This is a genomic window from Pseudomonas sp. ADAK2 TE3594, from assembly GCF_053628675.1.
Genome location: NZ_JBRJGV010000001.1, coordinates 1,626,455 through 1,652,847, shown reverse-complemented (window position 1 = coordinate 1,652,847; position 26,393 = coordinate 1,626,455). Strand labels below are relative to the sequence as shown.

Here is a 26,393-nt window from a genome sequence, read left to right as displayed (position 1 = left end):
GGCGCTACCGGTAACCACGAGCCTGCACATTGAACAACTGCGCATAGCGTCCGTCCGCCGCGACCAGGCTGTCGTGATCGCCTCGCTCAAGGATCGAACCCTGGTCCAGCACGATGATATGGTCGGCATTGCGCACGCTGGAAAAGCGGTGAGAAATCAGCAACGTCATGCGGCCTTCGGTGTGTTGACTGAAATGCTCGAACACCGCCGCTTCCGCCGCCGGATCCAGGGCCGAGGTCGGCTCATCCAGAATCAGAATATCGGCGTCGCGGCGCATGTAAGCGCGAGACAAAGCGATTTTTTGCCATTGCCCACCGGACAATTCCTGCCCACCGGCAAACCACCGGCCCAACTGCGTGGAGTAGCCGCGATCCAGGCGCTCGATGAAGGGCGCGGCCATGCCCTCGGCGGCCGCTTGCTGCCAACGCGTTTCATCATTGAACGCCAAGGTATCGCCGACGCCAATGTTCTCGCCCACGGAGAACTGGTAGCGAATGTAATCCTGGAAGATCACGCCAATGCGCCGTCTCAGCGTCTCTTCGTTCCAGGACTGTAAATCGCTGCCATCCAGCAAAATACGGCCCTGATCGGGGCGATACAGCCGAGTCAGCAACTTGATCAGCGTGGTTTTGCCTGAACCGTTTTCCCCTACCAGGGCGACGCTGCGGCCGGGCAACAGGTGCAAATCGATGCCCTGCAAAGCGGCGTGGCTCGCTCCCGGATAACGGAAACCGACGTTCTCGAAACGCAAACCATCGCCGGGCACCGCGCCCACGGTAAGGTTTCCGCTATCGGCAATAACCGGTTCGGCCAAATACTCGTAGAGGCTCGACAGATAAAGGCCATCCTCGTAGAGACCGCTGATCGCGCTCAAGCTGCTGCTCACGGCCGTCTGCCCCTGCTTGAACAGCACCAGGTACATGGTCATTTGCCCGAGGCTGATATTGCCGTGAACGGTATCGACCACGACCCAGGCATAGGCCAGATAAAACGCAGCGGTGCCCAGCAGTCCCAATACAAAACCCCAACCATCGCGACGCAACGTCAGGCGCCGGTCTTCGGCATAGAGACGAGCAAACGTGTCCCGATAACGCTGCAACAGCAGCGGCGCGAAACCGAACAGTTTCACCTCTTTGATGTAGCCCTCATGGGAGAGCAGCGTCTCGATGTAATTCTGCTGCCGACTCTCCGGCGCCCGGCGCGTAAACAGCCGAAAGGCATCCCCGGAAAAGTGCGCCTCGGCAAAGAACACCGGCAACGCCCCAACTACCAGCAACACCAGGGCCCAAGGCGAAAAATGCACCAGCAACACACCGAAGCTGATCAACACGATCAGGTTCTGGATCAGCCCCAGCGACTTCATCACCAGCGCCAACGGCCGGGTCGATGCCTCGCGCCGCACCCGCACCAGCTTGTCGTAGAACTCCGAATTCTCGAACTGAACCAACGATAACGTCTGGGCCTTCTCCAGAATCATCGTGTTAACCTTCTGCCCCAACTGCACCCGCAACAGCGATTGCTGAACCGACAGTGCGCGCTGTGTGCCAGACAGCAACGCGAGCACGCCCGCTTCGAACAACACATACCGCACAACCGGCCATAACGGCGCACTGCCCTGTTGGGTGTGCAACTGCATGGCGGTGACTACGGCATCGACAATCCGCTGCCCCAACCAGGCCGCGAGCGCTGGCAACATACCGGCAATCAGGGTCGCCAGTACCAGCCCCAGAAACAGCCCACGGGACGTTCCCCAGACCAGCAACAAAGCTCGTCTCGCCTGGTCGAGCAAAGAGGCAAAACGGGTCAGGACAGGCATAGGACGATGGACTCGGTGGCGGACGTCAGAGGAGCGCGGCAGGTTCTACAGTACGTGGAATGAGCCATCCACTCTACGGGACAGGACGCGATAAAGCTGACCACGCCGATAGTAAAAACATCTAAAAAAACCCCACCACTCGCTACGTTTTAGCGCTTTGCTATGTGGAGTCAATGCCCATCGCGAATCGAGGACAAACCCGAACGTCCAGCCGATGTCTCCTCTCCATAACCGGGAGCAAAACATGAAAATCAATCCGTACTTGATCTTCAACGGTGACTGCAAGGCCGCTTTCACGTTCTACGCCAAAAGCCTGCCAGGCCAGATAGAAGTAATGATGACCTTCGGCGAAACTCCGGCTCGCGACCATGTTCCAACGGACTGCCATAACCTGATCATTCACACGCGCCTGCTGGTCGCAGACCAGGCAATCATGGGATCGGACACCACCCCTGATCGCCCCACCACAGGCATGAGCGGTTGCTCGGTTTCGTTGAATGTCGACAGTGTGGCGGAGGCAGAGCGGGTGTTTTCTGCATTGGCGGAAGGCGGCAATATTCAAATGCCGCTGGAGGCGACGTTCTGGGCGGCACGTTTCGGGATGCTGGTCGATCAGTTTGGCGTGGCGTGGATGGTTAATTGCGAAAAGGATCAGTGACCGGGCTCCCCCCGGTTAGTACATAAAGGTTGCTGGCGCTTTAATATCAACCTTGGATTTTTTTTCAATAGCCAAACAGAATAACGTTCACAAATTCCACCCCCTGAGAAAAATATTACGGATATAATGCCAAAATACTCAATTAACATAGTCTTCCCTCTCATTCGCCCTAAAAAGAGGCGGTCGCTGTACTGATCGCCTCCCAACGTGCACCTACATCACCCTAGAACACCGTGGAATATCCTTATAAATCAAATCCAATTTTCAAGAATGCGGGCACCCGCACAGTTCATACGCAAGACTCCTCAGTTGTGCTTCGTTCTGCAGCCAGATGGGCAATTAGCCATCGCATCTGTATTGCTCATAGAAAAGTCAACCTAAAGAGCCTAGTCCGACAGAAAGGGGCGTACCAACTAAGCCCGATATCACAAAAACAAATGGGCTTAAGCCTCGTCATTTGCCTATGTCATTGAATCCGCTAAAACTACTGAGCATGGAGTGACGTGTGCTCGCGACAGGAAATGTTATAAAAAGTCAGATAACGTCAGTATTTTGTGTATTAAGATTGCAACGCCAGCACATATGAGTAATTTACATGATGAGTCCTGAGAGCAAAACCGAAAATAGCCAGAGGGGTATTCTCGCTATTGGGCGCACTTGGCGCTCAACAGAGAAACTTCGACAACTGTTTGTACCGAATCTTACACATGTTTATACATTAGATTATCCAGATCCGCCAAGGCTGGATATCGAAACGCAAACACTCGATACTGTACTGATCGATATTGAAAGCCCCTCCATACTCAATGACTGCCTGGCGCTGATCAAGAAGTTACGTACGAATCCGACAGAACTGGCCATTATCGTTGCAATCAACTATCGCTCTCCGCACGCTAAAATCGAATGCTACCTGGCCGGAGCCGATCACTGCATCAATGTACCTAACGATCAGGATGAAAAAGCCAGGTTACTCTCAGAGTTGCTCGAAACTCCTGAATGGCAGCCCAGTGTAAAGTTGACCTTGGACCAAACATGCCTGCACTTATACAACGATGAATACAAACTGGATCTGGCCTATCAGGAAATGAAAGCCCTGGATGCGCTTATTAACGCAGAAGGCAATATCCTGCACCATGACAGCATGGCCGAATCCATGGGATTGAATATAAAACTCTACGACTCACGCGTCCTGGAGAAGTCCATAAGCCGGCTTCGAAATAAAATCAAAAAACACTTTGGCATTAACATCATCCACAGTGTTCGTGGTTATGGCTATCGACTGCTTCGAGGAGTCGTATCAGTCAATCAAACAAATTTTCACTCTTAAAGGACTAGGCAATGGAGCCCAGCAGGCAAGCTATAGTGCACGAAAACTTCGCATTGGTATTCTTCAGGCAATCGATTCTGAAACGAAACGATGAACTGTTCGGCAGCGAAATTTATGCCAAGGCGACCAAGCAGGAGACACCCCTGAACAAGGGGTATCAACAACTGCATTCCGATCATCCACTGGCGACTTATTACGAAGTCCTGACTCGGATCCAATTGAATGCCCTCTCGCAGATTGAGGCCATGCCTTCCCATGCGCCGGTGCCAAACAAACTGTTCGTGACCATGAATCAATCCGCTTTATTGGATAAAGCGCTTATCAAGGAAATGAACGATGCTCAAGCGATACTCAAAAAGCATGAGCAACAGCTTATTCCCAGCATTAACAGCAGTTCGTTTCTGTCGTTTAACCTGAAAGAAAAAAGAACCATTATCAATCACATTCACCTATTAAAAGACAATGGGATCGAGATCGCGTTCGATGGCTATGATTTAAGCGACGACAGCACCGAAAAACTGATCAGCCTGGCGCTGTTCGATTACATAAAAGTGGACCTGACCAAATCCAATTTCGACATCATGGTCGAAAACAGCCAGGACTTTTTCAACAGATCTTACGACTGCCTGAGCGGCATGATCCATGACAGCAAGATCAAATTCGTGGCGGACCGCGTGGAGCACAAAGCACTACACACACTGGCCCGCAGCATGCCCTTCGACTTTTTCCAGGGGAGGTACTACTCACCCACCGAGCTTATTTAAGTTTTGAAAATTTCACCAGACTAGGAAGGAACCTTATTGTGAATACGCCGAATAACAGCTTTCTGATTTTCACCCGAGACCAACTGGCACGACAAGCGATAGAGTCGCTTCTCGCACAACGCCTGTATTTATCTTTTGAAATCGAGTCAGGTAAACTCAGTAGCGAACGCATCCGAAAGAGTCGATTCACGCACATCCTGCTCGACCAGGCGGACATATCGCTGAGCGATGTCAGTTTCATCCGTAAAAATCAAAAAGATGCGGAAATCATCCTCATAACACCTAACTCTGAACCTTCGGAACTCCATCACTTTTCGCACTTCGGTGTTGATGGCTTTCTCAAGAAACCAGTGGCTGACGAAGAGTTCATCTCGGCAGTCAGTCGGGTTAAAGAGTCTCAGGGCAACCCTGATATCTGGTGGTTCAATGCTGACGATCGAACATTGGTCAAAGAAGATATCACTATCCCATTGACCGGTACCGAATCGTTAATGCTCACACAACTGGTCCTCAGCGATCGGCGGGTACTCAGCAAAAACGATCTTATTCTACGCATTGATAAAGACCCGGAACAATATAGCGGCCTTGAAATGTGCCTGAGCCGACTGCAGAAAAAGTTCAAGACGGCAGCCAATGGAGAACGGCTGGTCCGCTCGGTTAGAAACCGGGGTTACTGCCTTGCACAAAGGATAAGAGTCGCTTACTGAGCGAGAAATCGCAAAAACAATAACAATAAACGCGATTCTCCGCCCCACTTGATATACCCACACCCATCACCTGCCTCCTTGCACTGCCTATCTCGACTATCGCCATAAACTCTTCTATGGCGCTCGCTCCGCTTCACCCCTCGCCTACCCGACAAACGTTTATCGAATGCTGCAATTATATAGACGATTGAGCGATATCCTCCTAACAAAAGAGCACGACCTTTTATAACAAGGCCTCTGAAAGAGTGGCCGTTATAATTCGTCAGACACACACGAAGATTTAGGTACTAGTATAAAAACCTGACACTGAGACAACCGTATCAGCTGACTTTAAAACAACGCCAGGATGGCCAGCCATAAGCCCGCGTTATTCCCTTCTAATAATAAAAATAACTTCTGACTGAACCGCGTTCGCTCAGCCTTTGTGCGTGGCTGCCATTTATTAACCGTCGACTGATACACAACGTGGCGCAGGCCCGAGGGACACCGCGATGGTACATAATCGTATTAATCGAAACAGCATATCCAAAGGACTGACTTTCTGGGGGCAATGGATAATTGCCATCACTTCGGTCAACGCGCTGTTATTTGCTCTGGCGCTCTATCAGACAGGAGAAATAGAGGCCCATTATCGTGTGTTAGCGGTGCTGACTCTCCTGGGTTCGGTCCCCTCCTACTCCCTGCTGCTGGTTTATCACAAACAGCATGGCTACCTCAGTGGCCTGGGTCGACTGCTACTGGGGTGGCTGCTGACGCTGACCGGACTGACTAGCATCGGTTTTATCAGCAAAACCAGCGAATTGTTCTCCCGGGAGATCATCCTGGTATGGGCTGTGGCCGGTTATTGCGTACAGGCCTTGCTGTACCTGCCTTTGCACAGCTTTTCCAGGTACTACCATCGGCAATTGCACAGCCAAAACAACACCCTGATTATCGGCACCGACCAACTGGCGGTGAATCTGGCGGACAAACTGGCCAAAACCGAGTTTCCACCGCTGGTCGGCCTGATCAGCTCAAAACCCAACGAACTGTCTACCAACGTCAATGCCCACAGAATCGTGGGTCAGTTGCAGGAACTGCGCGAGCTGATCCGGGTGCACGATGTCCGGCGGTTGTACATCGCACTGCCCTTGAGCGAAGCCAAACAGGTCGAAGCGCTGTACATCGACCTTCTCGACTCCAATGTCGATGTGGTCTGGGTTCCCGACCTGGGCAGCATGACCTTGCTCAATCATTCCGTCAGCGAACTGGATGGCCTGCCCGCCATCCACCTCAATGAAAGCCCGCTGACCAGTTACCCGACAGCGGCGCTGAGCAAGACCCTGCTCGACCGCAGCCTCGCCGCCCTGGCGCTGATCGGCTTCAGTCCGCTACTTCTGATAATCGCTGTCGCGGTGAAGATCTCCTCCCCGGGTCCGATTATCTTCAAACAAGAGCGCCATGGCTGGAACGGCAAGATCATCAAGGTCTGGAAGTTCCGCTCCATGCGCCTGCACGACGATCATCAGGTCCGCCAGGCCGGTCGTGAAGACCCGCGCATTACTTCGGTCGGCCGTTTCATACGACGCACCTCCATCGATGAACTGCCGCAGTTCTTCAACGTGCTGCAAGGTCATATGGCGCTGGTCGGACCGCGGCCCCATGCGATCGCCCATAACGATTACTACACCGGAAAGATTCAGGCTTACATGGCCCGCCATCGAATCAAACCGGGCATCACCGGGCTGGCCCAGATCAGCGGCTGCCGCGGCGAAACCGAGACCCTCGACAAGATGCAAAAGCGCGTGGAGATCGACCTCAACTACATCAACAATTGGTCGTTGTGGCTCGACATCAAGATCCTGATCAAGACCCCCTTCACGCTCTTTTCCAAGGACATCTATTAACTGCTGAGATATTCGCGCTCATAACCTGTCTATTCTTCAGCTCATTGCAAACAGGGCTGCAGCCGGGCAGTCAGGCCTCTGACTGCCCGGAACACCCCGCCCCCACCGACTCATTTCATCCCATCTCATTTTTTCCAGGTTGAACCATGCGCCCGATTACCCGACGTCAGCTACTCGCCGCCACTGCCTGCGGGGCTGCCGGCCTGGCCAATGCCGCCGATCCGGATGTGGATCCGAACATGGTGGGGTTTCTGCAATCAGGAACGGGCACCGAATTGCGCACTGTCGGCGACAAACTCAAGGAACGTCACAGCCTGCTCGACTTCATGAGCCAAGCTCAGCGAGACGATGTGACCTCGGGAGCCGCGCTGCTCGACCACACAACCGCGATCAATCGAGCTTTTGCCTCGGGGTATGAAATCGAGCTACCGGACGGGGTGCTCAATGCCCAATACATCGACCTGGTCGACGGTACTCGCGCCATCGGCAAGGGGCATATCGCCGGTCGCATGGATACCAAGAACTGGAGCGGCACAGTTATCAGAGCCTTGCCCTCCAGCGAACGAAAACTCATCCGCATGCCCGCGGGCAAAATCAGGGGGGTTTTGCTGGAGGGGTTTACGCTGGCCGGTGACCATCTGCAAAACCCGTTGCAGGACGGCATCTGCCTGGAGGGAGTGGTGTCGGGCCGTGACGGCGGCTTGTGGGATTCGAGCTGCGTCGCCTGTTCATCAAAGGGTTTGCCGGCGACGGCTTGCGGCTGGTAGGGGGCTATAAGGATTATCAGGCTCCCGTGCAGTTCGGCCATGTCGCTCATGTGCTCGTTGAACGACCTGTGGCCACGGCACGCAGCCTAGTGTTGCTGGGGCAGTGCGAACATATCGAATTTGACGAGTGCCGATTCGATGGCGTGTATGGCCTGGGACCTGTGGGCACGGGCTCTTTTATCGGCAGGTTCGATCCATCCTACGACATCAGGCCCAACAACATCACTTTCACCAACCCCAGTTTTCAGCGCGCAGACATCGGCATCGAAATCGACCGTTGCGAAAACATCGTGATGATGGCCCCCTGGTTTGAAACGGTTAAAACCGCGATCGTGCAAAAAAACTCATCCGCCGGGCTGGAGTTGATCGCGCCACGCTTCGCCAATGTCGTCACTGGCCTGGATTGCGGCAAGAACTGCAGGGCATCGATTCGCTCCCCCATCGTCGCGGGGAGAATGTCAAACCTGGTAGTCGGTAGCGACCATGCCGGTGTACAGCTCGACTCCCCCTCCAAGGACGGCGTCGAGACTCGTGGTGTTCATTCCACTGTTTCGTTCAATGCCGGACGCCGGCTTGAGGTCAAAGCTCATGCCTTGGTCAACGTCGAGTTTGGCCCGGGGCTGACGATAGAAACGATCAACGGCTACCACATGCCCGGCGAAACCTTGACCCTGCTGGTCAGTTCCAACCCGGTAAGATTCGCCACGGGAGGCAACCTCGCACTCGGGAGTCAGGGGCCTTATAAAATATTGGCTCCTGGTAGCAGCATTACCTTCATTCGAACAGACGCCCCCGGCGCCGCGGCCTGGCAATGCATCGGGCTGGTGTGACGTAGCAGATCCGGTCCGCTGACGTCTAGCGCAACCAGTACCTCGCAACCAGCAGGCCCATCAACACGCCGATAGTATTTGCCAGCATGTCGTAGGGCGACGCCGTACGCAGCGGCATCAAACCTTGCGCGGCTTCGATGAGCACGCCGGTGAGCAAACACCCCAAGGCTATCCAGCGGAATTTCACATTGGGAAAGGCCAGGCGGCAGCTGCACGCAAATACCAGAAAGCCGATCCAGTGATGGAGCTTGTCCTCTTCGGCGAACAGCTCCGGGATCGGTTGGGGGCGCAATCCGGCGAACAGCAGAATCACGGTCACCGTGGCAAAGACCAGGCCCCGGAGCCAGAATGGCAACTCGACCAGGCCTTTGAACCACGTGATCATTCGGTAATTTTCTCGAAGTTGTTGTAGAACAGGTCGCTGTTACGCCCGTCGGTCATGGTCTGCAGCGAGTAGGCGCGGCTCAGGCGTGCACCACCATCGCGGGTCAGTGGCGCCCAGACGATATTGGCCCGGCGCATGGTGGAGGTGCTCATCAACTCGTCGAACGGGATGGAAATATAGATCCCTTTGTCGAAGCTGCCCTCGCCATACTCCTCCTTCGACGCGCTGGTCAGAGTGACCCAGGCGCCAAACTTCACGCCGTTCTTGAACTCCCGCGACAAGTCGACGGTGGTGCCCCAGTCCCGCGCCAGATAACGCCCGACACTGACCGCTGCAAGCATGTCATTGGGCAGTTCAGTATAGCTGGTGACATGGCCCGTCACGGTCTTGTAGTCACGCAGGCCGAAACCCTGATCATAGTCCCGCTGACGCACGAAGTTCAGGTCTGCGCCCACCGACCAGCGTTTCCCCGTGGGTCGATACAACACTTCACTGCCGACGCCGGCGAACATGGATTCCAGATAGCCGCCGTAGGCCATGCCGTACCAATCCCGATCCAGCTGCACCGCATGGTTGAACTGGAACGTCGGCATCATCACATCGGAGGTGGTCATGTATTGGCGCAGATCAGTGCGCACTCGCGGCAACCCGCTCGGCGCGTCGTAGGTGAACTTGTCGTAGTTGTTCAGCAGGTTGGCACTGAGCAAGCCGCTCCACCAGGTATTGCGGGTGAAACGGTACTCCGCGTCGGCATCGGCGGTGAACTGATAGATCAGTCCGTCGGGGCCGCCGATGTTCTGTTTGTAGCCCAGGCCGAGGCCGTAACTGAACGGTTCCAGCGCCTGGGTATAAAGCGTGGTTTCGCGGTGCGCAGTCGCTGGATTAACCTCGGTCGTACGGTGCAGATCCTTAAGCGGCTGGTCATTGTTCACGACCGCGCGGAACGTTTCGCGCGGTACGCTGGTTTCCTCGATGGACATGTCATAGCGCTGGTTCACCAGAGTGAACCAGTCGATGTCCTGATTGACGCTGTTATCGAGAATGCGACTGGCTCGCCCGACGGACTTGGCCGAATAAAAATAGCGAGACTGCTCGCCATACACCATCAGCTCCGAACCGCGCTGGGCGATGCGTTTCACCTTGTAGCCGGCATTTTGCTGTAGCCGATCAGAGACATCGGCCCAGTTGACCTGGTCGGCCGGGGTCGACGGCTCCTGCACCGGCAACGGCTCGGCGGGAGGGTCGTACGTCTTGGCCGGTGCCTTGCGGCTGATAAAGTTGGTGTGCAGGGTGATGCCGAACATCGCCGTATTGCCACGCTCCCAGCCAGCACTCAAATCGACACTGTCCGCGAGCTTGTAGACCACGCCGATGTTGATCGGCAGGTCTTGCTTGATCGAGTTGTCCAGTGGCTCATTTTTGTAATCGTTGCCTTCGTACTCGATCTTCAGGCTCAGCGGTGCCCACGGCGTTTGGTAGGCAACCCCGCCAAACAATGAAGGATGGCCTCTGAAATACGCGTTGGTGTTCACGTCCCCTGCCCTGGCGATAGCCGCCGTGCTCTCTGGCCGGTCGTTGAACTCGCTGCCGAAGACCGCGAGCGGGTTACTGAAGTCTCCTCGATTACCCAGATACCCCCAAGCAATACCGAGACTGAAATCCAGGTCGCCATAGCGTTTGTTGGCGACGAAATACTCGCTGGAAAACAGTCCGGTACCGCCGATGTCCCGTGCACCGACGGCGACCTGCGGTGCCCAGTGACTTTCTTCCCAAAGCCGCGCCTTGATATCGATGGCTTTGTCTTTGAAGCTCTGATCGCCGCTCAACTCTTCGGTGCCGTACTTGCGGTTGGTGATCGCGGTGTAACGAAACGAGCCTTCTAGCCAATCGAGCGGCTGCAGGGAAAAACCATAGCGGGTGTAAGGATCGGTACGACTGGCCGTGGCGCTCAACTCCCCCGCGGGGGCCATGCGCGCGGTGGGGGTCTGTAACAGACCGACGCCACCAAAATCACTTTGGGTATAACGCGGTTCACCGTGAACCATTCCGCAGGGCAGGATCAATACAGCAGCAAAACGTAACGTCAACGGGCACTTCAAGGGGCCACCTCAGCCAAGGGTTGAGTGGCGAGAAACTCGGCCAGTTGTTGATTGAGCTCTGGGGTCGGCGTCTCGAGGTCGTCGTTCCTGATCGGCACCAGGATCCTGCTGCCAGGAGCAGCCACGATGCCATCCTCACGATTCCATGCCGCCACACCTACGCGCCTGACCTGGCCGTCGGGCTGGATCAGCCACAAATAATCGCGCTCGGCGTCGTCGAGGATGGCGCAGTCTCGCGCGTAGGCACGAACTTCCTGCAGGGCGCGGTAAGGCACATGACAGGGCTGCGCGACTGCCCCGAGGACTTCCACGGTGGACGGCCGCGCGGGATAAACAAGACGGTCACCATCATCCAGCAATGCGTTGCGGGCGAAGCCCACTTCCACGGCGATCGGGTCGAGCACTGCAACCTGGCGCCCAGTGACCGGCAGTCGCTCGATCTGTTCATACAGGCGCGCACTCAAATCTGCTCGCGTGCCCTTGCCATCCAGCAAGGCACCCCGTTGCAGCAGTTTCAGATCGAACAGGACGCCTGCCTTCAAACGCGCTTGCTTATCCTCCAATGAGCGGTGCAGCCACGCTGCACCCAGCCAGTAACTTTCGGCGTTGGGTTGAGCGCCTCCAATGACGTCCAGCAAACGTGCACCGGGCTTGACGTCGATGGGACCGGGGCTGCGCACATCACCGCTGACTGTCACGGCTGCCTGGCTCACGCCCGGCCCCATCAAGAACAAGCCCAGCAACACAAGGTTCGAACACTTCACCGGGCAGCCCCCCGATCAGGGCGTACCTGCACGATTTTCAGGAACAGCTGCGGCGTCAGGTGCTGCTCGCTACGCAGGATGAAACCGTCCTGGGGGTCGACCCAGTAGCGGTTGGTGGCGCGGAAATTCAGGGTGGGTACATCCACCTGCTCGTCGATGCGCAGCAAGGCGTAATCCTTGTCCAGAATGCGAATGGTCTCGATGTCATGGGTGCTGAAACGGCTGTTGACGGCGATACCGATACGGTTGCCGTCATAGATGTCGATCCAGCGCGTGCTGGTATAGCCGTTGGGTAAATGCTGAAGGCCGCGCTTGAACGGCGACTCATCATTGAAGCGAGTGCCATCCAGTGAAACGCCGAGCCCGACGGTGCGTACCACCAGACCGTCGCGCATCATCAGTACTTGCTTGCCAGAAGCGACCCAGAATTGCAGGTCGCCCCGCCAGCGAGCCAAGGCCATCACCCCCTCGCTGGAGGTGGTGGTGACCAGGATCTGCGGATACGGCACGGCGTCGACCTGCGCGCGGGTCAAGTTGATGGAGGCAGGTCCTGCGACCGAGGATTCGAGAGTGTCCCAGGAAGCCCTCATCAACGGGTTACACCCGCACAGCAAGAGCGCCATCGTCAGACCGGCGCAGGTAGGCAAAATTTTCACGGAGGGATAGAGCCTTATCTGCTGTTGGCTTCGCTGAGGTCATTGAGGGAGCTGGCACCGGTCCCGAGGACAGTGGCGGTAGGCAGAAGCTGGCTGATCAGACGGTTCCAGCGCGTCACGCCGGCTGGGCCGACATAGACGATGTCTTGCGGCTGCAAGTCGAAACGGGTGGCCAACACCAACGCCGAAGGGGATTCGGCATCAAGCTGGTACACCTTGGCCGGTTCGGTTTCCAGGTGGTCCGCGCCGCGAATGACGTACACCGCGTTGCCATTTGAGGTGGTCTGGTTCAAACCGCCTACAGTGCCCAAGGCATCGGTCAGGTTGATCGATTTGCTCTTGAAGCTCAGAGCGCGGGGCTGATTGACCTCACCCATGACATAGATCCGCTTGAGATCGTTATAAGGCAAGTACAGCCGATCGCCGCCCTTGAGGTAGACACCCTGCAGCTGTGAGTCCTGGCGATTGAGGGTGTCCAGGTCCAGCCTGTACTCGCGCCCGTCGCGGGTCAGCGTCAGGCCTGACAGGTCTGCATTCGTCGGGTCCACACCGGCCGCGCCAATGGCCTCCACCACACTCAACGGGGTGGTAGTGATCGGCTGCTGGCCGGCTTTGATCACCGCACCGGAAATCACCACGGTCTGGCTGGCGAAGCGCAATACGCTGACGTCGACCTGAGGGCTTTCGACGAATTGCGACAAACGCTCGGCGATAAAGGCTCGCAACTCTTCGATGGTTTTACCAGCGGCCGGAATATTACCGATATAGGGATAAAACAGCGTGCCGTCCGGGCGCACCAGACGACCGTTGGCATCGATTTGCTGTTGTGGCCCGGAAGGCGCCGTCAACTCCGGGTGATCCCAGACCGTGATAAACAACAAGTCATTGGCGCCCACGCGATAACCGCCCGGAACATAGGACAACAACGCCGAGGGGACCGATTCGCGAACTTGCGTGGCGGCATCCATGGCAATCAATTTAGGAGTGATGGGAATAAGTTCCACCCGGCTACTCTCCGGAGAGCCGTCACTCACCATTTGACTGGTGTCCATGTGTTGACCAGGCGAAAACATACAGCCGGACAAGCTGATACTTGCCAGCATAACAACAGAAAACCTACGGATCATAATGGCACTACGCTAGTCGAGGGCAAGTCTAAAACAAGATCACCCAGAAAGTTCTGAGTGATCTTGTACAACACACTTCGCGGGGTATTAGTTGGTACCAGTAGTACCACCCGTACCGGTGGTGCCGCCCGTTCCAGAGGTACCGCCATTGGAACTACCCCCAGAGTTTGAAGCAGCCACTGCAGCGCCAGCGATAGCCGCGCCGATCACCACGGTTTCGGCGACAGTCACCTCCCCGACCAGCGGGGTGTTCAACGACAGTGGTTCGCTTGTGCTCACCGTATCGCTCACCGGTTCATCCGCTGCCAACGCCGCGGTACTCATGACAGCCAGCAAGCCGGCCGTAAGTAGTTTCTTCATATCAGACTCCTTCTCGACATCAACTCTCTACAAGATTTGATACTAAGGGACCAGGAATGGAACAGCAGAACGAATGAAACTGACCGATTGAACCAGCCAATTCATGCGCACTGCCTCCTTTGGAGCATGTCACTTATAGGTGTTGCACGCCATAGACCTCTCCTTCTCCACACCTTGGACAAAGCATTTGCACTGGACGAGAGGTTGTAGACGTTTTTTACGACTTTCGCCGCATAACAAGGCATTTTCAACGCAGAATTTCGAGCGTGAATCATTCGCCGAACAGGCTTATTGTTATTATTAGTCAGGATTCTCCAAGCCTTGGAGTCTTGGCGGTTTTATTGTGATTGGAAGTTCCAGCCAAAACGACCGCAGACAGTATTTCAATATTAAGTATAGACCACTAATAAATAAATACAGAGTAGCGGCATAAGTATCGGGGCCGCGAGGAGTCAGGCATCAGAGGCTATTTTATCCAGTTGTTTAAGCACCCGTTGCAACTCCTCTGCCCAGCTTCGCGGCACCAATCCGTGAGCCTGCTCAAGGGTTTGGCAATCCAGCACTGACGAGGCCGGGCGCTTGGCTGGAGTTGGATACTCAGCGGTGGTGATGGCCTTCAAGCGTGGACGTTTTTCCAGCAAGCCCAACGCCAGTGCCCGGCTGAAAATCTCATCGGCGAAGTCGTGCCAAGTGCTGGCTGGAGCGCCGCAGTAATGGTACAGACCCCACTTGAGCACGCCGTCGCGCTGAAAAATCGCCGCGAGGGTCCACAGGGCATCGGCAATACTGCTGGCGGAAGTCGGACAACCGCGCTGATCCGCCACCACAGCCAGTTCGTCCCGATCACGTCCAAGGCGAAGCATGGTTTTAACGAAGTTATTGCCATGGGCACCAAAAACCCAACTCGTTCGCAAAATCACATGGCGCGAACAATGTTGTTGCAGTTGCTGCTCGCCAGCCAGTTTGCTCAACCCATACACACCAGAAGGTGCAGTCGCATCATCGGTTTTATAAGCGCTGTCATTGTCGCCACTGAACACATAGTCAGTAGATATATGCAGCAGAGGAATCCCCAACGCCTCGGCCGCCAGGGCCAGGTGCGTAACACCGTCGCGATTTACCTTATAAGCGCGCTCTACTTCGCTTTCAGCCTTGTCTACTGCGGTATAAGCTGCCGCGTTGATCAACAACTGCGGCTTGACCCGGGCCAAGACTTCCTGGACCTGTGCCCGGTCGCTGATATCCAGCTCCCTCGAGTTGTAGCCTATGACGTTAAACCCGCGCGGAACCCTCTGCAGCAACTCATATCCGACCTGCCCTTGTGCCCCGATCACTAGAACTCGCATGGTCATTCTCCATTCAACACCGCGCGCAAGCGCGGGTTGCGCAAGTCTTTTTCCGAGAGTAGAGGCGACTCCAACGGCCAGGCAATGTCCAACTCCGGGTCATTCCAGAGCAAACCACCCTCGTCCTCGGGGTAATACAGATCGGTGCATTTGTATTGAAAATCGGCGGTATCGCTGAGCACACAGAAACCGTGGGCGTAACCCGGCGGCACCCATAGCTGAAGATGGTTGTCAGCGGTCAACTTGACGCCCACATGTTCACCACAAGTGGGGGATTGGGGATTGATGTCCACTACCACGTCATATACCGCACCTTGGGTGACCCGCACCAACTTGCCCTGCGGCCGGGTCCGCTGGAAGTGCAAACCACGCAACACGCCATACTGCGAGCGCGAGTGATTGTCCTGGACGAAAGGCAATTCGATACCGGCGTCGCGATAACGCTGCTGGTGATAGCTCTCGAGAAAGAACCCGCGGGCATCGCCGAAGATTTTAGGCTCGATGATCAGTACACCAGGCAACCGGGTGTTGATGACATTCATTTCGCAGGCTCCGTTGTCAGCACCCGTGCCAGGTATTGCCCGTAACCGGTTTTGTATAGCGCGGTGGCTTGTTTATCCAATTGCGCAGCCGACAACCAACCCTGGTGGTACGCCACCTCTTCCAGACAGGCCACTTTCAGGCCCTGCCGCGCTTCGATGGTCTGGACGAAATGCCCGGCCTCCATCAATGAATCATGGGTCCCGGTGTCCAGCCAGGCAAAACCACGCCCGAGCACGCTGACGTGCAGGTCACCGCGCTCCAGATAAGCGTTGTTCACGTCAGTGATTTCAAGCTCGCCGCGGATCGAAGGTTTGACTTGCTTCGCAATGCGCACCACGTCTTTGTCGTAGAAATACAAGCCGGTGACGGCATAGTCGGACTTCGGATGTTTAGGCTTCTCTTCGATCGAGATCGCTTTGCCGTTACTGTCGAACTCGACAACGCCAAAACGCTCTGGATCGCTGACTCGATAACCAAAGACGGTGGCACCGGCTTGTCGTTGTGACGCTTCGCGCAACAAGGCGCTGAAGCCATAACCATAGAAGATGTTATCGCCCAGAATCAGCGCCACATTACTGTCGCCGATAAAATCCTCGCCGATCAGAAAGGCCTGGGCCAGACCATCGGGAGAAGGTTGTTCGGCATAACTGAGTTCAATGCCGAAAGAAGAACCATCCCCCAACAGGTTCTGGAAGTTGGGCAAGTCCTGCGGCGTGGAAATAATCAATATCTCGCGAATGCCCGCCAGCATTAATACCGACAGCGGATAATAAATCATCGGCTTGTCATAGACCGGCAGCAGTTGTTTGGATACACCGCGAGTAATGGGATGCAAGCGAGTGCCGGAGCCTCCCGCCAGAATGATGCCTTTCATATGAGGATTCCTTCAAAGTTTAATAGAGGCAGAGTTTTAATGGTTCAACCGATATGGCCTAGACGCTCCGGGCGGTACTCACCGTTAAGGACTCGTTGCCACCACTCTTGATGGTCCAGATACCACCGAACCGTTTTGCGTATACCGCTCTCAAAGGTTTCCTGCGGTCGCCAACCGAGTTCGCGCTCGATCTTGCCCGCATCGATGGCGTAACGAAGATCATGCCCCGGCCGATCCTTGACGAAGGTAATCAACTCGCGATAACGATCAACACCCGCGGGCTTGTTGGGCGCCAACTCTTCGAGCAGATCACACAAGGTTTCCACGACCTCAAGATTGGTTTTCTCGTTATGGCCGCCGATGTTGTAGGTTTCGCCGACCTTGCCCCGGCACACGACCTCGCATAAGGCGCGTGCATGATCTTCCACAAACAGCCAGTCGCGAATCTGTAAGCCGTCGCCGTAGACCGGCAAAGGCCGCCCGTGGATTGCATTCAGAATCACATGGGGAATCAACTTCTCGGGGAAGTGATAAGGACCGTAATTATTCGAACAATTGGTCACCAACACCGGTAGACCGTAAGTGCGTTGCCAGGCTCGAACCAAGTGATCCGAACTGGCCTTGGACGCCGAATAAGGCGAGCTTGGCGCATAAGGTGTGGTTTCGCTGAACAGGCTATCGGTGCCCTCCAGGTCGCCATACACCTCGTCCGTAGAGATATGGTGGAAGCGAAAAGCCTGTTTGGCCTCTTCTGCCAGCCCGTTCCAATAACGCCGGGTCGCCTCAAGCAAGGTATAGGTTCCGACAATATTGGTCTGGATAAAATCCGCGGGACCGTCGATGGAACGATCGACATGGGACTCCGCAGCCAGGTGCATGACTGCATCCGGTTGGAACATCTTGAATACTTGGTCCAGCGCCTGAGCGTCACAGATATCAACGTTGAAGAAGTGATAACGCGGCGACTCGGCAATGCTGGACAGGGAATCGGAATTGCCCGCGTACGTCAGTTTGTCAACGTTCGCGACCCTACAGGTGGTTTCACTTATCAGATGGCGCACCACGGCTGATCCTATGAAACCGGACCCACCGGTAACGAGGATTTTTTTAAACATGAGTGGAAATCCTGACGGCAAGATAAAAGATTAAATCGGTGCCCGCACCGCTGTTGGCTGACCCTATGGATGCTGCGGTTCACGCCCTGCCGTATTTATCTTCAAACCGCACGATGTCGTTCTCGCCCAAATAGGAGCCCGACTGAACCTCAATCAGTTCCAGAGGGATGACACCCGGGTTCTCAAGTGCATGCACTTGACCGATAGGAATGTAAGTAGACTGATTCTCGGAGACCAAATAAGTCTGTTCACCGTTGGTCACTTTGGCCGTACCGCTAACAACGATCCAATGCTCGGCGCGGTGGTGATGCATCTGCACGGACAACTTCGCTCCCGGTTGCACCGTGATTCGCTTCACTTGATACCGAGCGCCTTTATCTATCGAGTCATACATGCCCCACGGACGATAAACTTCTCTGTGGTTCGAGTGTTCATGGCGATCGGATTGCTTGAGTCGTTCCACCACTTTCTTGACGTCTTGCACTTGATCCTTGCGGGCAACCAGAATGGCGTCGTTGGTTTCAACGATAACCAACCCTTCGACGCCTATCGTCGCAATCAAACGGCTGCTTGCATGAACATAGGTATTGAAGGTGTTTTCAGCGAGAACATCACCCTTGAGCACATTACCGTCTGCATCTTTTGCAAATGTATCGGCGAGTGCAGACCAAGAGCCTATGTCACTCCAGCCGGCACTCATGGCGACCATTACCGCATCAGTGGTCCTTTCCATTACCGCATAATCGATAGAGTCCTCGGGGCATGCGGAAAATAAAGTCCGGTCAACCCGAGTAAAATTCAAATCCTGCGAGCCATTGCTCAAGGCTTCAACGCAAACTGACAAAATGTCTGGCCGAAATTTTTGCAACTCCTCCAGATACCGGCTCGCACGGAACAAAAACATCCCGCTATTCCAGAAAAAATTGTTCGTAAGTAAGTATTCTTTAGCTGTCGCCAGGTCGGGTTTCTCGACGAAACGGTTCACTCTAAAACCACCGCCGATATCATCGCCCTTCTCGATATAGCCATATCCTGTTTCAGGATAGGTGGGCGCTATAGCGAAGGTGACTAACTTCCCTTCCATCGCGAGAGGAATAGCAACTCTGATGCTCTCCTGAAAAGCGTCGGTATCTTTGATGGAATGATCCGCTGGCAAAATCAGCAACATCGGATCCTGACCTTCGGCAGTCGCCTGCAGCGCCGCCAATGCGACCGCAGGCGCGGTGTTGCGACCTATGGGTTCAAGCAGGATATTGGCACTTTCCATGCCCAGTTTTCGCAACTGCTCCGCGGCCAGAAACCGGTGTTCTTCATTGCAGATGAGCCTGGGAGACTGTATATCCAGCCCTTCAAGTCTCTGAATGGTGGCCTGTAGCAAAGAGAGATTGGCATCTATCAACGACAGAAACTGCTTGGGGTTCAGTTGCCGCGAAAGCGGCCATAGGCGCGAACCAGAGCCTCCAGATAAAATAACCGGAATCATTTAGCACCTCATCAAAAAATAAAAACCTGGTTTAGATCGAAGTGATGGATGACTTATGAAGGTCGCCATTCAAGGAAAAGCTGCTCATACGCACTCAACACTTTTTCCCACTTGAAACGCTCAACAAACCTCGCCGCACCTACTTCCTTCATATCCGCAATTCTTTCTTCATCCACCAGTAATTCATCCAGTAGACGCGAAAGAGATTGCTTGTCCGAAAAATAAGCTGCGCCCTCACCCACGACCCAACGGTTAAAGGGGTTATCATGAGCAATAATTGCGCAGCCAGCGCCAAGCGCTTCGACCAACGATGGGTTAGTTCCGCCAACACGATGACCATGGAGATAGAAACAACTGAAATATCTAAGTGCCTGAACGACGTTCGCATCGTAGATGGCACCTGGAAATATCACCTCGTCACTTGCCGCGTCCATCACCTTCTTATGGTATTCATTCGTGTTTGGTGTAAAGTTCCCAAGCACCACAAGTTTATGATTCCTGACGGATGAACTAAATGCGTCGACCATCTCAAAAAAAGAGTTCTCTGGTTCCGGCCTTGCAATAATAATAGAGAAATTTTTAGGTTCTAGAGAAAAACCGGCCAATACCTCGACTGACGCCGACTTCACCTCATCACCACCGTAGGGAATCATGGTGATCTTATCGGCACTGACACGTGTTGCCAGGTGGTCTTTTATCTTCGGGTGGTCGGCGACCAAATGATTGCCTATCCAGCAACCCAGTCGCTCATTCATCCAAAACCAAGTCTTAGCAATCGGCCCCCACTTTTCTCTACGCCATTCGATGCCGTCCATATTGATTATATTGGTTTGGCCTTTCGCACGTTGCAGAAGATTAAAAATGGCGGTGTTGTACCCCAACGTTAAAAACAAACCCTTCTCACGTAGCGCATGGCGCACAGCCTTGAAATCAAAAATAACAGTGCCCAGTGCGCCCTCTCTGGAAACCGGTATGTGAACACGACGAATACCCCGCCAATCGGTTTCCGTTATTGCGCCACTGCCGCTTTCCTGGCAGTAAACGGTAATTCTCCAGCCTTTCTCTTTCAGATAGACCGCCAATTTTTCGGCAAATGTCTCGAAGCCGCCATGTTGTGCCGGAATGCCTCTTATCCCTAGAATCAATAAGTGCCTATTCATAAGTTTCAAATACCTTTATGTGCAGACGCGCTACGCGCTTCCAATCATGTTTTTCTATCATCGCAGCACGAGCGTTATGCGAAATACTCTCTGCAACATTTGAGCCCAGGGCCGCCAATATTTGTCTGGCCAAATCCTGTGGATTATCCGTTTCAAACAAAAAGCCGTTTTTGCGTTCGTCCACGACCTCTACCATGGCGGGCAGACGTGAAGACACCGTAATACAGCCATATGACATCGCCATCAGCAGCACGCCACTTTGATAGATCTTTTTATAGGGCAGAACAACGATATCGGCAGACGAATAATAAAAATCGACGTCCTCATCATTGATATAACGAATGTGTGGAATGACCACACTGGATATGTTTTTTGATTTTATTAATTCTTCATAATGCTGAAAAGAGTCCTTCCATACCTTGCCTGCGACCAACAACATGGCATCAGGCTCGAGTTTCGATACAATCTCCATCGCATTCAAAAGAACATCCAGCCCCTTGACCTTTTTTATCTGACCAAAAAAAAGTATGAGCTTTTTATCGACTGGCAATGACAGGTGTTGGCGAGACAAAATAGTTTCCCGCCTTTTCACAAAGGGAAGGTAATTGCCGTGAGGAATGATCGCGATTTTTTTATCGATACCTTGTGCAGAAATTACCGCCTGCAACTCTTGCCGAGAAAACTCGTTATGAACAATAAACTCCTCCGGCGCTCGCAATATGGAGGTATGAGTTCTGGTCAAAGAGGCCCCCGAAAATGATTCAACATCATGAACCGTTGCGACTATCTTTATCCCGCTAAACTTCAACAGACTGCATGTTATCAACTCAAGCAATGAGTACTGAAAAAAATGCAAATGGCAAATTTTTCCGCCTTTTTTCTTTATATCAATAATGGACCTTGTCAGCGCCACGACGAATCTGGCAAGACGGACAATTTTATTAGACTTACCGTAGACCCCTTTGAAAAACTTATTGATCGTAAAATTTTTTGAGCTTTGCTCCTGCGATTCAGGGCAAGTATAGAGATGCACACTGGTATTATTTTGAACCAATCCTTGTCCGAGGCCGGTGTTGTAATAATTCATCCCACCGTGCCCTCCTACCGGTTCAATGATGAAATAATTCAAGTGTCCCATGAAAAAATTCCTTATTCAGCTCAATTTAACAACTGATATATTTCGTTAACAGTCGATTGCGCCAATTCTCTATGCCTGCTTTTTTCACCAACAGACCAGACCTTGTATTGAGGCACAAATCTGTTTATCGCCCCTCTGTGAATCAAACATTCATCAGTGTGCGTCTCAGCAGTGAACTTTTTATTCTTATCCGAATAGTTATATAAAGAGAACGGAGTGTCTACTGAGTAGGCGACCACTGCTGGGTGCAGTCGGGCACTGACCACATGTCTGGCTTTCTTTATACAATCTATGGATCGGTCAATATCACTGCCTGGTATTTTAAATACTGAAAATCCGCAGTCTTCCAACTCGCGCTCTGCGTACAACGATACGCCGGCATCAACCTCGGCATCCGCATTCAGTACGCCAATCTTATTAACACCCAAGGCCCTGCACACCTTGATCGAAACACCTAATAGCTGCCTGTATATATCGCTACTGGATTGTTCGCCATAACCCTCAAGATCACGCAAACATACGATGATGTAATCATCGCCATCCATGTCATCGGCCCCTTTTATTCCGCCTGTATCCAGCGCATATGCCAGGTCCACAGACTGCTTTATTTTTCCGGAGCGCATCCAGGGATTTATTTTTTTTATCGCCTGCAGCGAGGTCGCATCTCTAATATAAAGTGCCTTAGCTATTAAGGTTGCAAGAAACAAAATAAGCCGAGTTTTAATTTTTTTATGATTATCTATCCCAATGCCTGCATAGATAACACTCGAACCGAACAGACGACCCAGCGCCATGTACTTGATCCCACCGGTCCCTCCTTCATCCATGAAGCAAGTCCCCCCCCCCCAAATGATTGCGGAACTGCTCATTACATTTTTATAAGCGGCCATGGTATTAGCTTTATTAAGCTCCACCACACCCACGGCATTATCGCTAATGAAACTTTGTTTCCTGAGTGACCCAGCATCCCCGTAAGTCAAAACGGTGAATACCAAGCCTGGCTTTTTCAAGGACAAGAGCGACTTCAGCATCAGAAGATCACCGAAGTTATCTCCGTAATACCCGATAATAGAAACATTCATACACGCACGCTCTTTCGATAAAGAATATAGTACGAAACGGCTATGAAGAACTCACTAGCCAAAATGCTTGCACCAATACCTTTTGCTTCAAACCGCATTAACAAAACAAATAAACCGACCTGCAAGGCCATCCCGATACTGGCGACCAGTATTTTTTTACTCACCCACTCCTCGCTCAACAACGCAGCACCCAAAGGTGTTGCAAAAAACCGGAAGGGAATAGACAAAGCCGCTACTTGCAACACCTGTGCCGCGTAATCATATTCATCGCCAAAAAGCAGATGAATAAGCTCTCTGGCGTAGAAGCTCAAGCCTCCAGCAAAAACAACTCCCACCGCAAATGAATACAACGAATGCTTTACAGGTAGAAATTTTTCCGCCCTTGAAAGCGCATGGTATTTTTTTATCAAATAGGTATTAAATACGGTATTAGGGGCTATATACAGCGCCGTGAGCAATGTATTACAAATCGCCAGATAGCCAGAATAGGTAGAGCCATAGATAACGCCTAACAAGGAAATGGGAATTTGCAACTGAGCTATGTTCAAGGCGCCATTCAACGAGTACTTGATGGAATCTTTCAAAAAATCTCGAATCTTTAAACCTGCTTTCTTTCCATGCCGTGTTATTAAGGCAACACACAGCACCAGGCAAATAATATTAGCTGCACCCAAGGCTACTGCGGCGGTCGTAAAGTTTGCGACCATCAAATAGAAAACTGCCGCAACCCATAGTATCCTTGAAAGCGGCACTACCACTTGGCCAAACGAAATTCGTAGAGGACTGCTCCTGAGTTGACCCTGAGTGATTACAATCGCCTGAGAAGACAGTGCGACAACGCCTGTCGCCAGCAAGACCGACTCCAAAAGATCTATTCCTGCTCCATACAACAGCATTGCGCTGACGACATAGGCACCCAGCGTATTGAGCAAAAGGCAAACATAAGCGACTTGCATGTATTCGGTATATTCCGACGGAGACCGGCTGACACGCCTCAACAACAAACTGTTTATGCCACTGAACGCCAACGCTCCTAGCGTTATCGTGATTGCATTGGAAAATGATATAAGGCCAAAGCTGGCGGCGTCCAAGGTTCTGCTGAGTATGACTTGAAGTAAAAAAGTCGCACCCGCGGCACCAAACGATGAGATCAACAGTTGAATTGCTTTCAAGGAAAATGTCCTGCTCGCGGTCAGTCAGCGGCCTGAAATCGATCGTTCAATTTAAAATGCGCCTTCAACAACAAGTATTTTTTAGACGCGGTATCAGGAGCCAAACCTCTTTTTGTCAATGACAACTCGGGATTCCAGATGTCGGCCTCTTTATAAGAGTGATAAAACCAACTCCAGCCCTTGCGCTCAAATAGATCCAACAGCGTATTCATGTACAGATCGGAGTCATCCGCTGGACTATAATTCGACACGCTGAACTCACCCACTATCACTGGCCCTGGGTGATTTAAAACCCGGGACAGGGTTTTTCTAAAATACAACCTCAAACTCTTTTCACTTCTCAGCAAAAATGGCAGTCGCTGATTGACAGGAAACTCATGAACGCCCTGATGAGTAAAATCCCCAGGATCGTAATAATGCAGGCTGCCTATTACTTGTTTGTCATCAGTCAGATGGGTGATCTCACTCCAATTGGATCGCTGCCCGTTAGGAATTCCATTCGGTTGAATAGTGATGCGAGGCTGGATCAACACCAGCTTGCCTGGCGAGATCGCCAGTACCGTTTCTGATACCTGCTTTAAAAAATCAAGGTATTGCGCGAGCTCAGCCTGCGCCGGTTCGTTCACAATGTCATAGCCGATGACAATGCTTTCGTCTTTAAACTTCCCTGCCAATTGCGCATAGCTTTTTATCAGCGCTCGCCTCAGATCAGCGTTACGCCAATACTCATCGCCCATCGAACCCGAGTATTTTTTGACGTTACCGGGAAAGGTATGAACATCGATCAGAAGCAGGATATTGTACTTCTTTGCATACCGAATATAACGATCAAGCACAGCGACTGCCGTACTGTCCAACCCACCTACTTCATCAAACAATGGATGTGACGCAAACGCAACACGCAACGCATTCACATTTAGGTCATCTAAATTCTTAAAGTCCTGCTCACTTAAATTCAAATCAATATTGAACCCTCGCAACGGCATGTCCACCTTGTAATCGTGAACACTTCGGGTCAATGCCTGAGCATTAAAAGCACCTGCCAAAAGCATGACACACAAAAAAACACTTCTAAGCATGTCGTTTCGCTCTATCATTAAGGGCGCAGATGATTCCGAAATTTATCCAGATAATTGCCTGTATGCTATCCGCTCGGAATGACCAACCCTGGATGCCGGTTATTAGTATCGCAATGATAGAGACCAGCGCGGCGGCCGATGCATTGTTAACCGAAACATCACCGCCTCTCTTGATCGTATTCTTATGAATCTTGTAGATTCCAAATATGAGGGCTAAATAGCTGACAATCCCTATCAACCCCGTCTCGGCCATGACCAGCAAGTACATATTGTGAGCCGGGTATCTAAAGCTTTTAGACGCACCAAACTCATCATACTGCTCCATGACATCCACAAAATTATTCCAGCCTACGCCGATGAGTGGATGCTCTACAAACATATTGAGCGCAATTTTTGCCAAAATCAGTCTTGAGGTTGTACTTGACTCAGGCGCATCAAAAAATCTCGCATAGAGATTTTCCAGATTATAAATAGCACCTGCCATAATCACTAAAGAAAATATTACGGAGGTGTAGATAATTTTTTTGTTTCTTAGAATCGAACTACCATTCGGACGTTTAAAGTAGAAAAGGCACAGTCCCACTACAAAAAAATACAACACAATTTGAGTTCTTGAGTACGTTAAACAGATAACGACAAAACCTGCCGCGATTGCACCGATATACAGCAGCCTGCCCTTTCCATTTACCGCGCCATAGACACAGAACGGCAATAGCAGCACCGTGAACAACGATAGTAAGGCTGGATGTCTCAAGGTACCCGTGACCCGGGTGATTCCGTTCTCTACGAAAAGCTCTTTAACTTGCTGAGCGTCCTCCGTGACATCGCCGGTTGCTAGTTGATACGCCGCATACAATGTTTCGAAGAGTATCAATAACGCGGCAACCCTTGTGAACTTCTCCATGGACTTGCCATCCTGAAAAACCGACCTCACCACAAGAAATAGCACGATGATCTTCCAGTGTCGAAAAATCTCATATACGGTGAAGCTCACTGCTTCCGAGTTAATAATCGACACGGAAGACAATACGACAAAAAATATTGCTATCGCAGTGATCCGGTCAATCTTGATCTTTTCCAGGTTGATTTGTTTACTGAAAAAAATGATGGATACCAGTATCAAAAAGAGAAAAATATCGTAGGGTGCAATGGAGAGCTCCGCGCCCCCAAGGTGTATCTCAGCGCCCGTCAATCGATACCTCAGGTTGAAGGCCGTTGCCACGAGGAGCAACGGAAAAAGCATATAGTTTACAAG

At 52.5% G+C, this 26,393-nt stretch carries 25 protein-coding genes; 7 read left to right on the top strand and 18 right to left on the bottom strand.

Annotation, left to right across the window (positions count from 1 at the left end; all coding sequences use genetic code 11):
- Positions 1-4: 4 nt before the first annotated feature.
- On the bottom strand, positions 5-1,816 hold the full coding sequence (locus tag AB7M22_RS07610) for an ABC transporter ATP-binding protein (RefSeq protein WP_454185769.1): 1,812 nt from the start codon (positions 1,814-1,816) through the stop codon (positions 5-7).
- 244 nt (positions 1,817-2,060) lie between these two features.
- Here AB7M22_RS07610 and AB7M22_RS07605 point away from each other — a divergent pair, with 244 nt between their 5' ends.
- The 7 genes from AB7M22_RS07605 to AB7M22_RS07575 all read left to right on the top strand — a co-directional run bounded on the left by AB7M22_RS07605 (position 2,061) and on the right by AB7M22_RS07575 (position 8,755).
- A complete protein-coding gene (locus tag AB7M22_RS07605) occupies positions 2,061-2,474 on the top strand; it encodes a VOC family protein (RefSeq protein ID WP_454185768.1) in 414 nt (137 codons plus the stop codon).
- Between the two features lie 595 nt (positions 2,475-3,069).
- The gene (locus AB7M22_RS07600) at positions 3,070-3,801 is read left to right on the top strand and encodes a winged helix-turn-helix domain-containing protein (protein ID WP_454185767.1); all 732 of its coding nucleotides are present in this window, start codon (positions 3,070-3,072) and stop codon (positions 3,799-3,801) included.
- 11 nt (positions 3,802-3,812) lie between these two features.
- Positions 3,813-4,565 carry an EAL domain-containing protein gene (locus AB7M22_RS07595; protein ID WP_454185766.1) on the top strand — a complete coding sequence of 251 codons (753 nt, stop codon included), beginning with the start codon at positions 3,813-3,815 and terminating at the stop codon, positions 4,563-4,565.
- A gap of 38 nt (positions 4,566-4,603) precedes the next feature.
- A complete protein-coding gene (locus AB7M22_RS07590; RefSeq protein ID WP_007900813.1) occupies positions 4,604-5,272 on the top strand; it encodes a winged helix-turn-helix domain-containing protein in 669 nt (222 codons plus the stop codon).
- A 491-nt stretch (positions 5,273-5,763) separates the two neighbouring features.
- Positions 5,764-7,158: an undecaprenyl-phosphate glucose phosphotransferase gene (locus AB7M22_RS07585; RefSeq protein WP_454185765.1), complete on the top strand. Its 1,395-nt coding sequence runs from the start codon at positions 5,764-5,766 to the stop codon at positions 7,156-7,158.
- 146 nt (positions 7,159-7,304) lie between these two features.
- Complete coding sequence (locus tag AB7M22_RS07580) at positions 7,305-7,925, top strand: hypothetical protein (RefSeq protein ID WP_454185764.1); 621 nt, start codon at positions 7,305-7,307, stop codon at positions 7,923-7,925.
- Positions 7,862-8,755, top strand: a complete 894-nt coding sequence (locus tag AB7M22_RS07575; protein ID WP_454185763.1) for a hypothetical protein — start codon at positions 7,862-7,864, stop codon at positions 8,753-8,755. The genes AB7M22_RS07580 and AB7M22_RS07575 overlap by 64 nt, the downstream gene beginning before the upstream one ends.
- Before the next feature lie 25 nt (positions 8,756-8,780).
- Here the strand turns inward: AB7M22_RS07575 and AB7M22_RS07570 are convergent, their stop codons facing one another.
- The 17 genes from AB7M22_RS07570 to AB7M22_RS07490 all read right to left on the bottom strand — a co-directional run bounded on the left by AB7M22_RS07570 (position 8,781) and on the right by AB7M22_RS07490 (position 26,381).
- Positions 8,781-9,140, bottom strand: a complete 360-nt coding sequence (locus AB7M22_RS07570) for a VanZ family protein (protein WP_008013095.1) — start codon at positions 9,138-9,140, stop codon at positions 8,781-8,783.
- Positions 9,137-11,227 (bottom strand): YjbH domain-containing protein, encoded by a 2,091-nt coding sequence (locus tag AB7M22_RS07565; RefSeq protein WP_454185762.1) that lies wholly within the window; start codon positions 11,225-11,227, stop codon positions 9,137-9,139. The genes AB7M22_RS07570 and AB7M22_RS07565 overlap by 4 nt, the downstream gene beginning before the upstream one ends.
- 8 nt (positions 11,228-11,235) lie before the next feature.
- Positions 11,236-12,003: a capsule biosynthesis GfcC family protein gene (locus AB7M22_RS07560; RefSeq protein ID WP_454185761.1), complete on the bottom strand. Its 768-nt coding sequence runs from the start codon at positions 12,001-12,003 to the stop codon at positions 11,236-11,238.
- Positions 12,000-12,659, bottom strand: coding sequence for a YjbF family lipoprotein (locus AB7M22_RS07555; RefSeq protein WP_454185760.1), 660 nt, complete (start codon positions 12,657-12,659; stop codon positions 12,000-12,002). Before AB7M22_RS07555 ends, AB7M22_RS07560 begins: the two co-directional genes overlap by 4 nt.
- 14 nt (positions 12,660-12,673) lie before the next feature.
- Entirely contained in the window at positions 12,674-13,786 is a 1,113-nt protein-coding gene (locus AB7M22_RS07550) for a polysaccharide biosynthesis/export family protein (protein ID WP_454185759.1), read from the bottom strand.
- Positions 13,787-13,873: 87 nt separating this feature from the next.
- Positions 13,874-14,146 carry a hypothetical protein gene (locus AB7M22_RS07545; RefSeq protein WP_454185758.1) on the bottom strand — a complete coding sequence of 91 codons (273 nt, stop codon included), beginning with the start codon at positions 14,144-14,146 and terminating at the stop codon, positions 13,874-13,876.
- A gap of 452 nt (positions 14,147-14,598) precedes the next feature.
- Positions 14,599-15,492, bottom strand: coding sequence for a dTDP-4-dehydrorhamnose reductase (gene rfbD / locus AB7M22_RS07540; RefSeq protein ID WP_454185757.1), 894 nt, complete (start codon positions 15,490-15,492; stop codon positions 14,599-14,601).
- Between the two features lie 2 nt (positions 15,493-15,494).
- Positions 15,495-16,034: a dTDP-4-dehydrorhamnose 3,5-epimerase gene (rfbC, locus tag AB7M22_RS07535; protein ID WP_454185756.1), complete on the bottom strand. Its 540-nt coding sequence runs from the start codon at positions 16,032-16,034 to the stop codon at positions 15,495-15,497.
- Positions 16,031-16,909: a glucose-1-phosphate thymidylyltransferase RfbA gene (gene rfbA, locus AB7M22_RS07530; RefSeq protein WP_454185755.1), complete on the bottom strand. Its 879-nt coding sequence runs from the start codon at positions 16,907-16,909 to the stop codon at positions 16,031-16,033. The genes rfbC and rfbA overlap by 4 nt, the downstream gene beginning before the upstream one ends.
- Positions 16,910-16,953: 44 nt before the next feature.
- Complete coding sequence (gene rfbB, locus AB7M22_RS07525; RefSeq protein ID WP_454185754.1) at positions 16,954-18,024, bottom strand: dTDP-glucose 4,6-dehydratase; 1,071 nt, start codon at positions 18,022-18,024, stop codon at positions 16,954-16,956.
- 79 nt (positions 18,025-18,103) lie between these two features.
- Complete coding sequence (locus AB7M22_RS07520) at positions 18,104-19,507, bottom strand: mannose-1-phosphate guanylyltransferase/mannose-6-phosphate isomerase (protein WP_454185753.1); 1,404 nt, start codon at positions 19,505-19,507, stop codon at positions 18,104-18,106.
- Between the two features lie 53 nt (positions 19,508-19,560).
- Positions 19,561-20,667: a DUF1972 domain-containing protein gene (locus AB7M22_RS07515; protein WP_454185752.1), complete on the bottom strand. Its 1,107-nt coding sequence runs from the start codon at positions 20,665-20,667 to the stop codon at positions 19,561-19,563.
- Positions 20,660-21,805, bottom strand: a complete 1,146-nt coding sequence (locus tag AB7M22_RS07510; RefSeq protein WP_454185751.1) for a glycosyltransferase family 4 protein — start codon at positions 21,803-21,805, stop codon at positions 20,660-20,662. The genes AB7M22_RS07515 and AB7M22_RS07510 overlap by 8 nt, the downstream gene beginning before the upstream one ends.
- Before the next feature lie 20 nt (positions 21,806-21,825).
- Positions 21,826-22,887 (bottom strand): polysaccharide pyruvyl transferase family protein, encoded by a 1,062-nt coding sequence (locus tag AB7M22_RS07505; RefSeq protein WP_454185750.1) that lies wholly within the window; start codon positions 22,885-22,887, stop codon positions 21,826-21,828.
- Complete coding sequence (locus AB7M22_RS07500; protein ID WP_454185749.1) at positions 22,884-24,059, bottom strand: oligosaccharide flippase family protein; 1,176 nt, start codon at positions 24,057-24,059, stop codon at positions 22,884-22,886. Before AB7M22_RS07500 ends, AB7M22_RS07505 begins: the two co-directional genes overlap by 4 nt.
- Before the next feature lie 20 nt (positions 24,060-24,079).
- On the bottom strand, positions 24,080-25,138 hold the full coding sequence (locus tag AB7M22_RS07495) for a glycoside hydrolase family 5 protein (protein WP_454185748.1): 1,059 nt from the start codon (positions 25,136-25,138) through the stop codon (positions 24,080-24,082).
- Positions 25,131-26,381, bottom strand: coding sequence for an O-antigen ligase family protein (locus AB7M22_RS07490; RefSeq protein WP_454185747.1), 1,251 nt, complete (start codon positions 26,379-26,381; stop codon positions 25,131-25,133). Before AB7M22_RS07490 ends, AB7M22_RS07495 begins: the two co-directional genes overlap by 8 nt.
- Positions 26,382-26,393 lie beyond the last annotated feature (12 nt).

Excerpts from the sequence above, each read along its gene's own strand:
- AB7M22_RS07610 (WP_454185769.1), bottom strand. The coding sequence starts at position 1,816 with ATGCCTGTCCTGACCCGTTTTGCCTCTTTGCTCGACCAGGCGAGACGA.
- AB7M22_RS07605 (WP_454185768.1), top strand. The coding sequence starts at position 2,061 with ATGAAAATCAATCCGTACTTGATCTTCAACGGTGACTGCAAGGCCGCT.
- AB7M22_RS07600 (WP_454185767.1), top strand. The coding sequence starts at position 3,070 with ATGATGAGTCCTGAGAGCAAAACCGAAAATAGCCAGAGGGGTATTCTC.
- AB7M22_RS07595 (WP_454185766.1), top strand. The coding sequence starts at position 3,813 with ATGGAGCCCAGCAGGCAAGCTATAGTGCACGAAAACTTCGCATTGGTA.
- AB7M22_RS07585 (WP_454185765.1), top strand. The coding sequence starts at position 5,764 with ATGGTACATAATCGTATTAATCGAAACAGCATATCCAAAGGACTGACT.
- AB7M22_RS07580 (WP_454185764.1), top strand. The coding sequence starts at position 7,305 with ATGCGCCCGATTACCCGACGTCAGCTACTCGCCGCCACTGCCTGCGGG.
- AB7M22_RS07570 (WP_008013095.1), bottom strand. The coding sequence starts at position 9,140 with ATGATCACGTGGTTCAAAGGCCTGGTCGAGTTGCCATTCTGGCTCCGG.
- AB7M22_RS07550 (WP_454185759.1), bottom strand. The coding sequence starts at position 13,786 with ATGATCCGTAGGTTTTCTGTTGTTATGCTGGCAAGTATCAGCTTGTCC.
- AB7M22_RS07545 (WP_454185758.1), bottom strand. The coding sequence starts at position 14,146 with ATGAAGAAACTACTTACGGCCGGCTTGCTGGCTGTCATGAGTACCGCG.
- rfbD (WP_454185757.1), bottom strand. The coding sequence starts at position 15,492 with ATGCGAGTTCTAGTGATCGGGGCACAAGGGCAGGTCGGATATGAGTTG.
- rfbC (WP_454185756.1), bottom strand. The coding sequence starts at position 16,034 with ATGAATGTCATCAACACCCGGTTGCCTGGTGTACTGATCATCGAGCCT.
- rfbA (WP_454185755.1), bottom strand. The coding sequence starts at position 16,909 with ATGAAAGGCATCATTCTGGCGGGAGGCTCCGGCACTCGCTTGCATCCC.
- rfbB (WP_454185754.1), bottom strand. The coding sequence starts at position 18,024 with ATGTTTAAAAAAATCCTCGTTACCGGTGGGTCCGGTTTCATAGGATCA.
- AB7M22_RS07520 (WP_454185753.1), bottom strand. The coding sequence starts at position 19,507 with ATGATTCCGGTTATTTTATCTGGAGGCTCTGGTTCGCGCCTATGGCCG.
- AB7M22_RS07515 (WP_454185752.1), bottom strand. The coding sequence starts at position 20,667 with ATGAATAGGCACTTATTGATTCTAGGGATAAGAGGCATTCCGGCACAA.
- AB7M22_RS07510 (WP_454185751.1), bottom strand. The coding sequence starts at position 21,805 with ATGGGACACTTGAATTATTTCATCATTGAACCGGTAGGAGGGCACGGT.
- AB7M22_RS07505 (WP_454185750.1), bottom strand. The coding sequence starts at position 22,887 with ATGAATGTTTCTATTATCGGGTATTACGGAGATAACTTCGGTGATCTT.
- AB7M22_RS07495 (WP_454185748.1), bottom strand. The coding sequence starts at position 25,138 with ATGCTTAGAAGTGTTTTTTTGTGTGTCATGCTTTTGGCAGGTGCTTTT.
- AB7M22_RS07490 (WP_454185747.1), bottom strand. The coding sequence starts at position 26,381 with ATGCTTTTTCCGTTGCTCCTCGTGGCAACGGCCTTCAACCTGAGGTAT.